This is a genomic window from Amycolatopsis sp. N2S4-7, from assembly GCF_058119595.1.
In genome coordinates this window covers 4,083,461-4,096,625 of sequence record NZ_CP172299.1, presented here as the reverse complement: position 1 = coordinate 4,096,625, position 13,165 = coordinate 4,083,461, and the positions used below count along the sequence as shown (strand labels likewise).

Here is a 13,165-nt window from a genome sequence, read left to right as displayed (position 1 = left end):
CCAGCGCGGGCGAGTCACAGCCGCCGGTAGGTGGAGACCGTGAACGAGACCGTCACGACCTGGGGCTCCGACAGCGCGTCGAGGCGTTCGCGGCGGCCGCCGCGGTCGAGGTGGTGGGCCGCCGGGCCCATCTCCACCGCCTGGCGGACCTGCTTCGGCGTGAGCTCCGCCGTGCGCCGGACCTCGGTGCGGCCCGTGCGGGCGAAGTACTCGCCGAGGGTGCCGTCGAGGCGTTCCTCCTTGCGGTCGTCGACGGCCAGCACCAGGTCGCCCAGCTCGCGGAGGTGGTCCGGGGCCGGGGCGGCGACCGTCAGCAGGCCGCCGGGGCGCAGGACGCGGTGGAACTCCGGCCCGTTGCGGGGCGCGAAGACGTTCAACAGAACCGACGCCACCTCGTCGCCCAGGGGCCACGGCTCCCACAGGTTCCACACCGCCGCGCCCAGGCGGGGGTGGGCCCGGGCCGCGCGGCGCAGGGCGGCCGCCGAGACGTCCAGCGCGAGCCCCGTCGCGGCCGGGGCCTCCTCCAACACCCGCGCCAGGTAGTAGCCCGTGCCGGCGCCCGCGTCGACGACGAGGCCGTCGCCCGCCGCCTCCGCGGACAGCCGCGCCAGCTCGTCGGCGAGCGCCCGGTAGGCACCCGACGCCAGGAAGTCGGCGCGGGCCGCGACCATCGGCGCGGTGTCCGCCGTCCCGGCCGGGATTCGCGCGTGCAACAGGTTCACGTAACCCTGTCGCGCTAGATCGAATGAGTGGCGGTTCCCGCAACGCAGCGTGCGCTCGACTGCCCCGATCGGGTCACCGCACACCGAACATCGCAGCGCGTCGACAACCCGGGGTGGCAGTGGGTCATTCCCGTGGTCGGCAGGCGTCATGGGGATATTCGACCACGACGTTTCGCAACCGGACACTCCAGCACCGGTCCCGGGAAACCTGGCCGTAACAAGCGGGCGCGGACAGTTCACGCGGGCGAAACCTCGCGAGCCGCCCCGTGAAACACCGCGCGCCAAAACTGCCATCGCACCAACCCAGGGCACGGGAGGACGATGTGCTGAACGCAGGAGACACCGCATGGGTACTGGCCAGCGCCGCGCTGGTCATGCTCATGACCCCAGGACTGGCGTTCTTCTATGGCGGCATGGTCCGCGCGAAGAGCGTCTTGAACATGCTGATGATGAACTTCATCGCGCTGGCCGTGGTGGGGGTGTTGTGGGCCCTGTACGGCTTCTCGATGTCGTTCTCCAACGACGCCTTCGGCGGCCTCGTCGGTAACTTCGACTTCGCCGGGCTGACGGACACGGTCGGCAAGCTCGCCGGGTACGCGGTCGCCGCGACCGACACGTCGCCGGCGGTGGCGTGGCCCGGCTCGGATGCGCTGCCGGTGCTCGCGTTCGTCATGTTCCAGCTGATGTTCGCGATCATCACCCCCGCGCTGATCTCCGGCGCCATCGCCGACCGCGCGAAGTTCTGGGGCTGGACGCTGTTCGTCGTCATCTGGGTGACGATCGTCTACTTCCCGGTCGCGCACTGGGTGTTCTCGTTCAACGGCTTCATGGGCCCCGACGCGGTCGGCGGCTGGATCGCCAACAACCTCAAGGCGCTCGACTTCGCCGGTGGTACCGCGGTCCACATCAACGCGGGTGCCGCGGGCCTCGCGCTGGCGATCGTGCTCGGCAAGCGCAAGGGCTGGCCGAAGGACACCGGCCGCCCGCACAACGTGCCGTTCGTGCTGCTCGGCGCTTCGCTGCTGTGGTTCGGCTGGTACGGCTTCAACGCCGGCTCGTCGCTGGCCGCGAACGACCTCGCCGCCGTCGCGTTCACCAACACGACCGTCGCCACCGCCGCCGCCGTTCTCGGCTGGCTGGTGGTCGAGCAGCTCAAGTTCGGCAAGCCGACCACCCTCGGCGCGGCTTCCGGCGCGGTCGCCGGCCTGGTCGCCGTCACCCCGGCGTGTGGTTACGTGAGCCCGCTCGGCGCCATCGCCATCGGCCTCATCGCCGGTGCCGTCTGCGCGCTGGCCATTTCGCTCAAGTTCAAGCTGGGCTTCGACGACTCGCTCGACGTCGTCGGCGTCCACCTGGTCGGCGGCATCGTCGGCACCCTGCTCATCGGCTTCTTCGGCACCACCAGCGTCAACGCGCTCGGCGCCGACGGCCTGTTCTACGGCGGTGGGTTCACCCAGCTGGGTCGCCAGGCGGCGGCCGCCGGTGCGGTGCTCGCGTACTCCTTCGTCCTGTCCTTCATCATCGGCTTCGTGATCAAGAAGGCCGGCGGCTTCCGCGTCAGCGCCGAGGACGAGATCAGCGGCATCGACGAGGCCCAGCACGCGGAGAGCGCTTACGACTTCACCGGGTCCAGCGGCGGCATCGGCCAGCCGACGACCTTCCCGGTCAAGTCCGCCACCGGCACCGCGAAACTCGAGGAGAGCAAGGCATGAAGCTCATCACGGCGATTGTGAAGCCGTTCACGCTCGACGACGTCCGCTCCGCGCTGGAGCAGCTGGGCGTGCTGGGCATGACCGTCAGCGAGGTCCAGGGGTACGGCCGGCAGAAGGGCCACACCGAGGTCTACCGCGGTGCCGAGTACTCGGTCGACTTCGTGGCCAAGCTGAAGATCGAGGTCGTCACCGACGACACCAACGTGGAGAAGGTGCTCGACGCCGTCACCACGGCCGCGCACACCGGCAAGATCGGTGACGGCAAGGTGTGGGTGACGCCGGTCGAGACGGTCATCCGGGTACGGACCGGCGAGCGCGGCACGGACGCCCTATAGGTACGGGGATGGCCGACGGGGGCGAACTGGTCAAGGCCACCGAGCGTTTGCTCGAGGGCAGGCACGGGAGGCTGGGGGCGTCCGCTCTGCGGGCGGCCCTGGTCGACCTCTACGAGTTCTGGCTGGGCAGGGGAGCCTCGGCGGCCGGCGTCGACACCGCGGAACCGGGTGTCGCGCTGGTCGCCGTGGGCGGGCTCGGCCGGCGGGAGCTGGTGCCGTTCTCCGATCTCGACCTGCTGCTGGTGCACAACGGCAACAGCGGCGTCGGCGAGATCGCGGACGCGCTCTGGTATCCCTTGTGGGACGCGAAAGTCGGGCTCGACCACTCGGTCCGGACGCCCGGCGAAGCACTGAAGGTCGCTTCGGAGGACCTTCGCACCGCCATGGGCCTGCTCGACGCCCGGCACCTCGCCGGGGACGCCGAGCTGACCGGTCGGCTGGTTTCCGCGGCGCGGGACCAGTGGCGCCGGACCGCCCGCAAGCAGATCCCGGACATGACGGCGTCGGTCCGGCAGCGCTGGGCCCGCAGCGGGGAAATCGCGCAGTCCGCCGAACCGGACCTCAAGCACGGCCGGGGCGGGCTGCGGGACTTCGCCGTCCTGGAGGCATTGGCCGCGGGCCAGCTCACCGCGCGCCCGGGCGAAGAACTCCTGGCGGCTAAGGAACTCCTGCTCGACGTTCGCACCGAGCTGCGGCGCGAGATCCGGCGCGAACGCGACGTCCTGTCCGCGCCCGAAGCCGAGCTGGTCGCCGCCGAACTCGGGTTCGGTGACCGGTTCACGTTGGCCCGCAAGCTTTCCGGTGCGGGCCGCACGATCGCGTACGCCCTCGACGTCGCCCTGCGGTCCACTGTGGAGCCACCGAAGGCGCGCTTCGGACGGCGTCCGGCGCGGACCCCGCTCGCCGAAGGGGTGGTGCTGCACGGGAACGAGGTCGCGCTGGCCCGCGACGCCGTGCCCGCGAAGGACCCGGCGTTGCTGCTGCGGGTCGCCGCGGCGTCGGCGCGGACCGGCAAGCCGATCGCGCTCGGCACGCTCAAGGCCCTGGCCGAATCGGCCCCGGAGCTGCGTGCGCCGTGGCCTTCGGAGGCGTTGAACGCCCTCGTGGAGCTGCTGGGCGCGGGGGAGGGCCTGGTCGACGCGGTCGAGTCGCTCGACCGGACCGGGCTGTGGTCACGGCTGTTCCCGGAGTGGGGCGCGGTCCGCGACCTGCCGCCGCGTTCGCCGGTGCACCAGTGGACGGTCGACCGGCACCTCGTGCGCACCTGCGTCGAGGCGGCCAAGCTGACCACCACCGTGTCACGGCCGGACCTGCTGCTGATCGGCGCGCTGCTGCACGACATCGGCAAGGGCCGCGACGCCGACCACTCGGAACTGGGCGCCAAGATCTCCGCCCAGGTCGCGACCCGGCTGGGCCTCGACCCGGCCGACGCCGCGACGGTGTCGGCGATGGTCCGCCACCACCTGCTGCTGCCGCACACGGCGACGCGCCGCGACATCAGCGAGCCGGCCACGGTGGCGCGGGTGGTGAAGACCCTGGACAGCGACCTCGTCCTGGTCGAGCTGCTGCACGCGCTCACGCAGGCCGATTCGCTGGCGACCGGCCCCGGCGTCTGGACGGACTGGAAGGCGCGGCTGCTCGCCGAGCTCGTCTCCGGCTGCGAGGAAGTCCTGCGGGGGCAAGGGTTCACGGCGCCCGAGCCGATGGACGCCGAACAGCGCGAGCTCGTCGCCCAAGCGGTGGCATCGGGCAACGGCGAGATCCGGATCAGCTCGCACGGCAAGGTCGTCACGGTGCTGCTGGCCGTGCCGGCCCACGCGGAGCTCCTGGCGCCCGCGGCGGGAGTGCTGGCGCTGAACTCGATGGAGGTGCACTCGGCGGTCCTGCGCGGCCACGACGGCGGACGCGCGGGAGTGTTCACGGCGTCGCCGAAGTTCGGCTCGCTGCCGGACGCGACGCTGCTGCGCGAGCAGTTCGCCCGCGCGGTCGCGGGCACCCTCCCGCTCACCCAGCGCCTGGCGGCGAAGGAACGCGACTACAGCTCACCCGACGCGGCGCCGGTCGCGCCGAAGGTCCTGTGGTTCGACGACGAGACGAGCGGGCCCGACACGGTGGTCCTCGAACTGCGCGCCGCCGACCGGATCGGCCTGCTGTTCCGCGTGGCGGGGGCTCTGCGCCGCTGCGACGCGGAGGTCCGCTGGGCGAAGGCATCGACTTTGGGCGGCGCGGTGGTGGACTCGTTCGCGGTCACCCCCCGCGGCGGCCGCATCGAGCCGGGGTGGCGCCGCGAGGTCGAGCAGGCGCTGCTGGCCGCGGCTTCGTGAGTGACCCGGCCGAGCCGCTTGGGTGGTGGCTCGGCCGGGCTTCCGGCGGGGGCGGTTCGGGCACGCCGAGCTCGGCCGGGTTACCGGCGCAGTGCCGCGGCCGTTCGGGCACGGCGCGACTCCCGCGGTGGCTCGGCCGGGCTACCGGCGCAAAGCCGCCGCCGGTTCGGGCACGCCAAGCCATCGGTGCAGCGCCTCCTCCAGCCCCGGTCCGCCGTCCCAAACCACGTACCCGTCCGGCCTGACGAGCCGAGGCTCCGAGCCCTCGCGGGTCTCGACGCGGTCGGCCCACCCCGGCGGCAGCCCCGCGCCGACGAGCACCGCGCGGCCGTCCGGTGCCACTGGGATGTTCGTGGCGCGACCGGAAACGCCCGGATAGCTCAGCCCGATCCCGGAGATCTCCAACGCGACCGCGCGGCGGGCTTCGGGGACGGCGAGCAATCCCGTCACCACCTCCCGGACCGCCATGGCGTCCGGATCGGGGATCCCGAGCACCGCCTGCGCGCGGGTGCTGAGCAGCACCCGCGCGGCGACCGGGTGACGCTCGTCGTGGTAGCTGTCGAGCAGTCCCGCCGGGGCGTGCCCGCGGACCTGCGCGGCCAGCTTCCAGCCGAGGTTCACCGCGTCCTGCAGACCCAGGTTGAGGCCCTGGCCGCCGACCGGGAGGTGGATGTGCGCCGCGTCGCCCGCGAACAGGAGGCGGCCGTGGCGGTACTTCTCCAGCTGGCGCGCCGCGTCGCCGAAACGGGACGCCCACAGCACTTCGCCCACCTCGATCCCCGGTCCGTGCGCGGCGGTCAGGGCCCGCTGCAGCTCGCCGGCCGTGACGGGCGCGTCGCGGGGAAGCCGTTGCTGCTCCTCGCCGAAGACCACCGTCCGGTGGCGACCACCGGACAGCGGGAGCAGGTAACCCGAAGCCTGGGACGGCAGCTGCCAGCTTTCGGCGAGACCGGCGGGCTTCCCGGCCAGCGTGACGTCGGCGACGACCAGGGAGACCCGGGCGGGCGTGCCCGGGAACCCGGCGCCCAGCAACGACCGGACCGTGCTGTGCCCGCCGTCGGCCGCGACCAGCCAGGCGGCCCGGTGGTCGCGGCCGCCCGCGGTGACGGTGACGCCCTCGTCGTCCTGCGTCACCGCCGTGACGGCCGCGCCGCGCAGCACCGGGGTGCGCAGCCGCGCCTCGATCGCCGCCGCGACGTTGGCCTGCTCGACGCCGAGCTGGTACGGGAAGCGCGTCGGCAGGTCCGTGTAGTCGATCGGGAAGCCGGAGAAGTGCCCGGCGGGCAGCCGCGCCTGGACGTGCGGCTCGATCGCGGCGAGCAATCCGCGGTCCGCCAGCACTTCGACGGACCGGGGCTGCAGGCCCAGCGCCTTCGACTGCGTGGCCGGCCGGGCGTCCCGCTCCAGGACCAGCACGTCGAGCCCGGCGCGCTCCAGTTCGAACGCGGTCAGCAGGCCGGTCGGGCCGGCGCCCGCGACCAGGACGTCAGGCATCGAGGTTCTCCTTGCGGAGGTACCAGACGTGCCAGACGATCAGGCAGGCCAGCGCGGCGAACCACACCACGGTGGTCACCAGCGAGATGAGGTCGATCGGCAGCGTGTAGACGAGCACGATGTGCAGCACCGCGTTGGCCAGCAGCGTCGCGCCCCACGCGGCCGTGTTGATCCGCAGGCCGCGCCGGAACCGGGCGTCGGTGTCCCAGCGGGCCGCCCAGGCCGCCGCGCCCTCGGCGCCCCGCTTGACCTCGGCGATCGTGCGGCCCAGCGTCAGCTGCGCCGGCCGGCCGACGAAGACCGTGACCAGCATCCACGCGCCGAACAAGCCACCCAGCGCGGCGGTCCAGCCCTCGCGGATCGCCAGCGTGCGCGGGTCGTCCGAGAGCAGGCCGAGCACGACCGACAGCACCAGGACGCTCAGCGTGACCAGGGCGACGAGGTCGATCTTGCGGTTCCGCACGATGGTCCACAGCACGTACGGCGCGGCCACGAGAACGCCGGCCATCAGGGCCCACCACTGGCTGACGCCCGCCATGCGCAGCCCGTAGAACAGCGCCATCGGCACGACGACTTCGAACACGACGGTCAGCACGTTGGCGCGGACCACCCGGCGCAGGCCGGCGTCGGGCTCGGTCTTCTCTTCGATCATCATGCGGATCCCCCAACGGATTCGGGTGCGGTCGCCCGCACGTACAGGTCGGCCAGCTCCCGGCCGATGCGCTTGAGCTCGGCGGGTTCCAGCCCGGCCTCGGCCGCCGTGGCGACGACGGAGTCGAGGCCGGCGGTGAAGGCGAGCGCCGTGGTCCGGGCGTCGAGCGGGCCGAACGCGCCCGCCGCCTGCCCGGTGCGGAAGTGCTCTTCGAACAGCGCGAGCCGCCCGTTGACGCCCGCGCTCTGCGAGCCCGCGTTCTTCACCAGGTCGATCAGCGCGCGGATTTCGGCCGGGTGCTCGCCGACGAGCTCGACGTTCGATTCGACGTAGGCGCGCAGCTGCGCGACGTGCCCGACGGCGGCGTCGATGCGCGGCTGCATGAACGCCCCGGTGACCTCTTCGATCTCGGTGACGCACGCCGCGAGCAGGTCGTCCTTGCCCGCGAAGTGGTAGCTGATCATGCCGGTGCTCGACAGGCCGGCGTGCTTCGCGATCCGGCTGAACGACGCCTTGGCGTACCCGGCCTCGGCGATCACTTCGATCGCCGCCCGCACGATCTGCGCGCGGCGGCCGGACTCGGTGAACGTTCTTGCTCGCATGAGCAAAATTTAGCTCGATCAAGCAAAACTCGCAAGTCGCCTGGTCAGGGCAGGGAAAAGGGACGGGTCAGGCCGTCGCGGTGCCGTCGACGACTTGGTTGCGGCCCGCGTTCTTGGCCCGGTAGAGGGCCTTGTCCGCGGCCTGCAGCAGGCGGTCGACGGCCGTGCCGCCGTCGGGGTAGGTCGCCACGCCGATGGACGCCGACAGGTCGCCGATCATGCGGATCTGGCTGCCGTCCTCGTACTCGACCTTCAGGCGCTCGATCGCCGACCGGATCCGCTCGGCCACCGCCAGGACCGCCGCCGGGCCGATGTCGGGGAGCAGCACCACGAACTCTTCGCCGCCGAAGCGGCCGACCGAGTCGTAGTCGCGGACCGCGCTCTTGATCGTCGAGGCCACCGCGCGCAGCACCGTGTCGCCCGCCAGGTGGCCGTGCTGGTCGTTGATCAGCTTGAAGTGGTCCAGGTCGATCATCAGCACGCCGAACGTGCTCCGCGTGTTGCGCTGCGCCCTCGCCAGTTCGCGCGAAGCGAGCAGGTGCCACCCGGTCGTGTTGAACAGGCCCGTCTTCTCGTCGGTCGTCGCGGCGATCTCCAGCTGCTTGATCAGGACCGCCCGGTGCAGCACCAGCAGCGGCGGCACGATCGCGACGGTGAGCGCGGGCAGCGTCGCCAACGTCAGCGCCGTGAGCATGCCCAGGCAGAGCGTCGCGACTTCGAGGAGGTTGTCGCCGAGGCCGCCGAAGAACGCCTTCACCGAGCGCGTCGTGATGGTCAGCGCCGGGACGATCGTGATCGCCGCGACCAGGAAGTACGTCAGCGCGGCAAGGGCGATCGCCGTGACGCCGCGCCGGCCCGACGTCAGCGCCACGGACATGTCGCCGACGCCGAGCCGCGCGAGCACGAAGTCGGCCGAGTAGCAGGTGACGACGACCAGGGTCGCGTTCAGCGTCATCCGGAACGGCGGGACGCGCTTCATCCGCGCGAGGCTGCGCGTCGCCAGGTGCACGTAGAGGACGGCGACCAGGGCCGCGCCGAGCGCCGGCGGCAGGAGCAGCACCCCGGCGAACGTCCAGACCGACGTCAGGTTGATGTGCGGGGTGTCCGACACGAGCCGCCGGACGCGCTCGATCTGCCGGCCCAGCTCCGCCTGCAGCACCCCGAGGCCGGCGAGGACGCCGAAGACGGCCAGGTCCCAGACCCGCACGGGCACGGACACGGCCGTCCAGACGGTGGCGACGAGCGCCACCGACTCGACGAGGAAGCAGTAGAAGATCAGCGACCCGCGCTGCTGCCAGAGGGTCCAGCGAGCAGGACGAAGCACCCCACGGATCCGGCCCACGCGGGGTTCGGCCGGACGGGCGCCGTCCATACTCAAGGCGGTGCAACTCCCCTGGGTGATCCGACGATCCGCGTCCACCCCACCACATCGGGCGGCCGCGATCGACGATTGCCACACGTTCGGAGCAGTGAAGGGAGGCCGCCGCCATGCGCAACCGCGAGTCCTGAACCCCACCCCTGTCCGCCCGCACGCCCGAGAGGAGAGCTGTCGTGCGTAACCGCGAGTCCTGAATCCCAGCCTGTCCGCCGCCGCGCCCGAGAGGAGAGCTGCCGTGCGCAACCGCGAGTCCTGAACCCGTGCATCCACCGGCCACCGCGTCCGGAAGGAGACAGCCGTGCGCAACCGCGAGTCCTGACCACGCCGTGCACCCAGTCCGTCCCGGCAGGAGAGGGGAACGTCACCATGCGCAACCGTGAGTCGTGAACCGCCGTGGGTCCGGGTGGGACCGCTCAGGCGGTCGCGCCGCCGTCGACCACCAGGTCGTGCCCCACGGTGAAGGCGGCTTCGTCCGAAGCCAGCCACAGCACCGCGGCGGCCACCTCGGCGGTGGCGCCCACCCGGCCCAGCGGGATCGCGTCCTTCAGGCGCGCGGCGCGGTCCGCGTCCGTCTCGCCCGGCCGTCGTGACATGTCCGTGTCGGTCGCGCCCGGGCTGACCGCGTTGATGCGGACGCCGTCGGCGATGTGGTCGCGCGCCGCCGTGCGGGTCAGCGCGCTCACCGCGGCCTTCGACGCCGCGTAGGCCGCCAGGTTCGGCAGCCTGCCGTGCGCGCCGATGTTCGACGCCATGTTGACGATGGCGCCGCCGCCGTGCGCCCGCATGTGCGCGACCTCGTGCTTCAGGCACAGCCAGGTGCCGGTGAGGTTCGTGCCGATCACCGCGGCGAAGGCGTCCTCGTCGAGGTCCGCCACCGGGGCCGGCGACCCGAGGATGCCCGCGTTGTTGAACGCGACGTCCAGTCCGCCGTGCCGCGCGACAACCGTGTCGACCATCCGGGCGACGTCCGCCGAATCGGTGACGTCGACGGTCACCGCGCTCGCGTCGCCGCCGATCTCCTTCACCGCGGACGCGAGCCGCTGCTCGTCCCGGCCCGCGACGACCACCGTCGCGCCTTCGGCCGCGAACGCCTGCGCTGTCGCCCGCCCGATGCCCGAGCTGCCGCCGGTGACCAGGACGACCTTGCCGGTGAACCGTGCCCCCATGATGTGCCTTTCTTTCTGGTCCGATCAGTCTTGAATAAGGAGACGAAGAGCTTGTGAGACGGCCGCGTCCAGCCGCTGGGCGGCGTCCGTTCCCTTGCCCAGGACGCGCAGGCCCTGAAGCACGGTGAGCAGGAACCGCGCGAGGGTCGCCGGGTCGCTGCCGACGGCGAGTTCGCCCTGCGCCTTGGCGCGTTCCAGCGCCATCGTGAGGGCGACCTCGAGGGTGTCCCAGCTGCGTTCCACGAGCCGGGCGACCTCGGGGTCGCGGGGGAGCAGCTCGATCGCCGCGTTGACGACGAAGCAGCCCATCCTGGTGTCGTCGCCGAGGATTTCCGCCACGTAGCCGTCGAAGAGCCGGCGCACGGCGGCCACGCCGGACCCCGGGCTCGACAGCTCGGTCATGACGCGCGTGTCGGTTCGTTCGGCGTAGCGCTTCAACGCCGTCACGTAGAAGTCGTGCTTCGTGCCGAAGGTGGCGTACAGGCTGGCCTTGGCGACGCCGAGGTGCGTGACGAGGTCGCTGACCGACGTCGCTTCGTAGCCCTGACGCCGGAAGAGCGTGAGCGCGGCGTCGCAGGCTTCGTCGACGTCGAACTCCTTGACCCGGGACATGATCGAACCCTAACGCTATCGAGAACGCCCGGTCAAATAAGCGGGCGGCGGTGTGTCGTGTTCGGTGACGGCGCGTGCGGTGGCACTATGGCTGCTCTGACCGGCCCTGAGGGGGTGAGCGATGCAGGATCCGCAGCGGCTGACGCTGCCGCCGACCGTCGTCGCCACCCACCTGCGCTCCTGCGCCGAGGAACTCGCCGCCGGCCTGCGCTGCGGCGGCCCGGGCGCCACGACCGCCGAGCTCACCGACGTCCTCGCCCAGCTGGTGGCGGGCCAGGAAGCCATCTCCCACGCGCTCGCCGGCCTCGCCGCCCGCGTCGAAGGCGGCGCGGACGCGCTCGCCGCCGCCCCGCCGCTGGACGTCGAGGTGGTCACCGAGGTGCTCCGCGCGGCGGCCATCGCCTCCCGCTGTTCGGCCGAAGCGCTCGACGAGGTCACACCGTCGTTCGAATGTGTGAGCGAATCCGTCGCGCCTGACACCCGTTTGTAGCTGTCGGCGCCCGCGATCGCCTGTCTAGCCTGGGAGCTGCGGAGGTGGCTCGCATGCGCGCGGTGTGGACGGGCACGATCGGGTTCGGAAGTTACGCCATTCCGGTGAAGGCGTACAGCGCGACCGAGGACCGCGAAATCCCGCTGCACCAGGTGCACGAGGCCGACGGCGGCCGCGTCCGGGTGAAGCGGGTCTGCGAGGTCGACGGCGCCGAGGTGCCGCCCGAGGAGATGGTCCGCGGCTACCTCGTCCCCGGTGGCGACGTCGTCCTGCTCTCCGACCACGAACTCGCGTCGCTCCCGATGCCCGGCCGCACGATCGCCATCCGCGGGTTCGCCCCGCTCGCCGACGTCGACCCGATCTGGTTCGCGAAGAGCTACTACCTGGAGCCCGAGCCGTCGGGCACCAAGCCGTACGTCCTGTTCAGCGAGGCGCTGCAGCAGTCGGGCCGGATCGCGCTGGTCACCGTCGCGCTGCGCCGCCGCGAGACGCTCGGGGCGCTGCGCGTGCGCGACCAGGTGATCGTGCTCGAGACGATGCTGTGGCCGGACGAGGTGCGCACGCCCGACTTCCCGTTCCGGCACGCCGACGTCGACATCCGGCCCGGCGAGCTGCGCCGCGCGGTGAACCTCGTCGAGGAGCTGACCGGCGAGTTCGATCCCGGCCGCTACCCCGACCGTTACCGCGAAGCCTTCCAGGCGTTGATCCAGGCGAAGATCGACGGTGCCGAGGTCGTCCAGCCGACGGCCGCCGAGCAGGCCGAGGGCGTCACGCGGCTGCTGGCGGCTCTGCAGGAGACGGCGTCCGAAGCCGAGGACGCGCGCAACGCGGCCGTCGCGAAGGCCAAGGCCGCCGCTTCGAGGGCGGCGAAGGCGCGTACGACGGCGAAGCAGGCCGCGTCGCGCAGCCGTGGGCGCACGAAGACGTCCGGCTGAGTATTACTACCCACGGGTAATTGAGGGTTCTCACACTCAACCCGCCGCCTCCGGCGCGGCAGACTTCCTTCTGCCAGCGGATACCGGATCGCTGGCGAGGGGGAAAGTCCGGACGGCCCCTGGGGAGGTGAGCCGTCCGGGCACCAGGGTTCCGGGGCGGGCCGAGGGAGGAGCGGCCCGTTTCCGGAACCCGTCCCGCACCGCGGGGAGGCGGCGCGGAACAGGGGGTGTCTTGAAGGCCGCCGTGGAGGGATCGAGGGGTCTCCACGGCGGCTTTCAGGCGTCCGCGACCCGGATCAGCAGGTCGGCGGCCAGCTTGAGCAGCTGCCGCTCGGTCGGCGAGAGCGTCGACTCCAGCGCCGCGGCCAGCCAGCGTTCCCGCTGCACGCTGTAGTCGCGCAGCACCGCCAGCCCGGCCGGGGTGATGCTGATCAGCGAGCGGCGGCCGTCGTCCGGGTCGGTCGTGCGGGTGACCAGCTCGCGTTCGGTCAGCCACGCCAGGATCCGGGTCAGCGACTGCGGCTGCAGCCGTTCGGCCTCGGCCAGCTCGGTCGGCGTGTGCGTGCCCGCCCGGTAGAGCCGGCTCAGCACCGCGAGCACCGCCGGCCCCGGGCCGTTCGGGTCGCGCTCGGCGCGCATCCGCCAGTTCAGCCGCCCGACGCCCTCGCGGACCCGCCAGGCCAGCTCGGCGAGCTCGGGGTCCGCGCTGACCGGGGGAGCGACGTCGGGTTCGGGCTGCATGG

13 protein-coding genes are annotated in these 13,165 nt (G+C 72.3%); 5 read left to right on the top strand and 8 right to left on the bottom strand.

Features of this window, described 5'->3' with window-relative positions; translation table 11 throughout:
• Nucleotides 1–14: 14 nt before the first annotated feature.
• Complete coding sequence (locus ACH54P_RS19150; RefSeq protein WP_489914585.1) at nt 15–872, bottom strand: putative RNA methyltransferase; 858 nt, start codon at nt 870–872, stop codon at nt 15–17.
• Between the two features lie 173 nt (nt 873–1,045).
• Here ACH54P_RS19150 and ACH54P_RS19145 point away from each other — a divergent pair, with 173 nt between their 5' ends.
• Genes ACH54P_RS19145 through ACH54P_RS19135 form a run of 3 tightly spaced genes read left to right on the top strand, consistent with a single transcriptional unit; the run spans nt 1,046 to nt 5,093 of the window.
• Nucleotides 1,046–2,434, top strand: a complete 1,389-nt coding sequence (locus ACH54P_RS19145) for an ammonium transporter (RefSeq protein WP_489914583.1) — start codon at nt 1,046–1,048, stop codon at nt 2,432–2,434.
• Nucleotides 2,431–2,769, top strand: a complete 339-nt coding sequence (locus tag ACH54P_RS19140; protein WP_247062350.1) for a P-II family nitrogen regulator — start codon at nt 2,431–2,433, stop codon at nt 2,767–2,769. The genes ACH54P_RS19145 and ACH54P_RS19140 overlap by 4 nt, the downstream gene beginning before the upstream one ends.
• Before the next feature lie 8 nt (nt 2,770–2,777).
• Nucleotides 2,778–5,093 carry a [protein-PII] uridylyltransferase gene (locus tag ACH54P_RS19135; protein WP_489914581.1) on the top strand — a complete coding sequence of 772 codons (2,316 nt, stop codon included), beginning with the start codon at nt 2,778–2,780 and terminating at the stop codon, nt 5,091–5,093.
• A 141-nt stretch (nt 5,094–5,234) separates the two neighbouring features.
• On the opposite strand, the gene ACH54P_RS19130 is transcribed toward ACH54P_RS19135, so the two are convergent.
• The 6 genes from ACH54P_RS19130 to ACH54P_RS19105 form a co-directional block, all read right to left on the bottom strand.
• Complete coding sequence (locus tag ACH54P_RS19130) at nt 5,235–6,587, bottom strand: FAD-dependent oxidoreductase (protein WP_489914579.1); 1,353 nt, start codon at nt 6,585–6,587, stop codon at nt 5,235–5,237.
• Entirely contained in the window at nt 6,580–7,242 is a 663-nt protein-coding gene (locus tag ACH54P_RS19125) for a VC0807 family protein (RefSeq protein WP_489914577.1), read from the bottom strand. The genes ACH54P_RS19130 and ACH54P_RS19125 overlap by 8 nt, the downstream gene beginning before the upstream one ends.
• Nucleotides 7,239–7,841, bottom strand: coding sequence for a TetR/AcrR family transcriptional regulator (locus ACH54P_RS19120; protein WP_489914575.1), 603 nt, complete (start codon nt 7,839–7,841; stop codon nt 7,239–7,241). The genes ACH54P_RS19125 and ACH54P_RS19120 overlap by 4 nt, the downstream gene beginning before the upstream one ends.
• A gap of 67 nt (nt 7,842–7,908) precedes the next feature.
• Nucleotides 7,909–9,213 carry a GGDEF domain-containing protein gene (locus ACH54P_RS19115; protein WP_489914573.1) on the bottom strand — a complete coding sequence of 435 codons (1,305 nt, stop codon included), beginning with the start codon at nt 9,211–9,213 and terminating at the stop codon, nt 7,909–7,911.
• A 419-nt stretch (nt 9,214–9,632) separates the two neighbouring features.
• On the bottom strand, nt 9,633–10,385 hold the full coding sequence (locus ACH54P_RS19110; RefSeq protein ID WP_489914571.1) for a glucose 1-dehydrogenase: 753 nt from the start codon (nt 10,383–10,385) through the stop codon (nt 9,633–9,635).
• A 24-nt stretch (nt 10,386–10,409) separates the two neighbouring features.
• Nucleotides 10,410–10,997, bottom strand: coding sequence for a TetR/AcrR family transcriptional regulator (locus tag ACH54P_RS19105; protein ID WP_489914569.1), 588 nt, complete (start codon nt 10,995–10,997; stop codon nt 10,410–10,412).
• A 121-nt stretch (nt 10,998–11,118) separates the two neighbouring features.
• Here ACH54P_RS19105 and ACH54P_RS19100 point away from each other — a divergent pair, with 121 nt between their 5' ends.
• Together ACH54P_RS19100 and ku are read left to right on the top strand one after the other, a co-directional pair.
• Nucleotides 11,119–11,487: a hypothetical protein gene (locus ACH54P_RS19100; protein ID WP_489914567.1), complete on the top strand. Its 369-nt coding sequence runs from the start codon at nt 11,119–11,121 to the stop codon at nt 11,485–11,487.
• A 53-nt stretch (nt 11,488–11,540) separates the two neighbouring features.
• Complete coding sequence (gene ku / locus ACH54P_RS19095; RefSeq protein WP_489914565.1) at nt 11,541–12,422, top strand: non-homologous end joining protein Ku; 882 nt, start codon at nt 11,541–11,543, stop codon at nt 12,420–12,422.
• 276 nt (nt 12,423–12,698) lie between these two features.
• Here ku and ACH54P_RS19090 read toward each other — a convergent pair whose 3' ends face one another.
• Nucleotides 12,699–13,163 (bottom strand): MarR family winged helix-turn-helix transcriptional regulator, encoded by a 465-nt coding sequence (locus ACH54P_RS19090; protein WP_489914563.1) that lies wholly within the window; start codon nt 13,161–13,163, stop codon nt 12,699–12,701.
• Between the last annotated feature and the right edge of the window lie 2 nt (nt 13,164–13,165).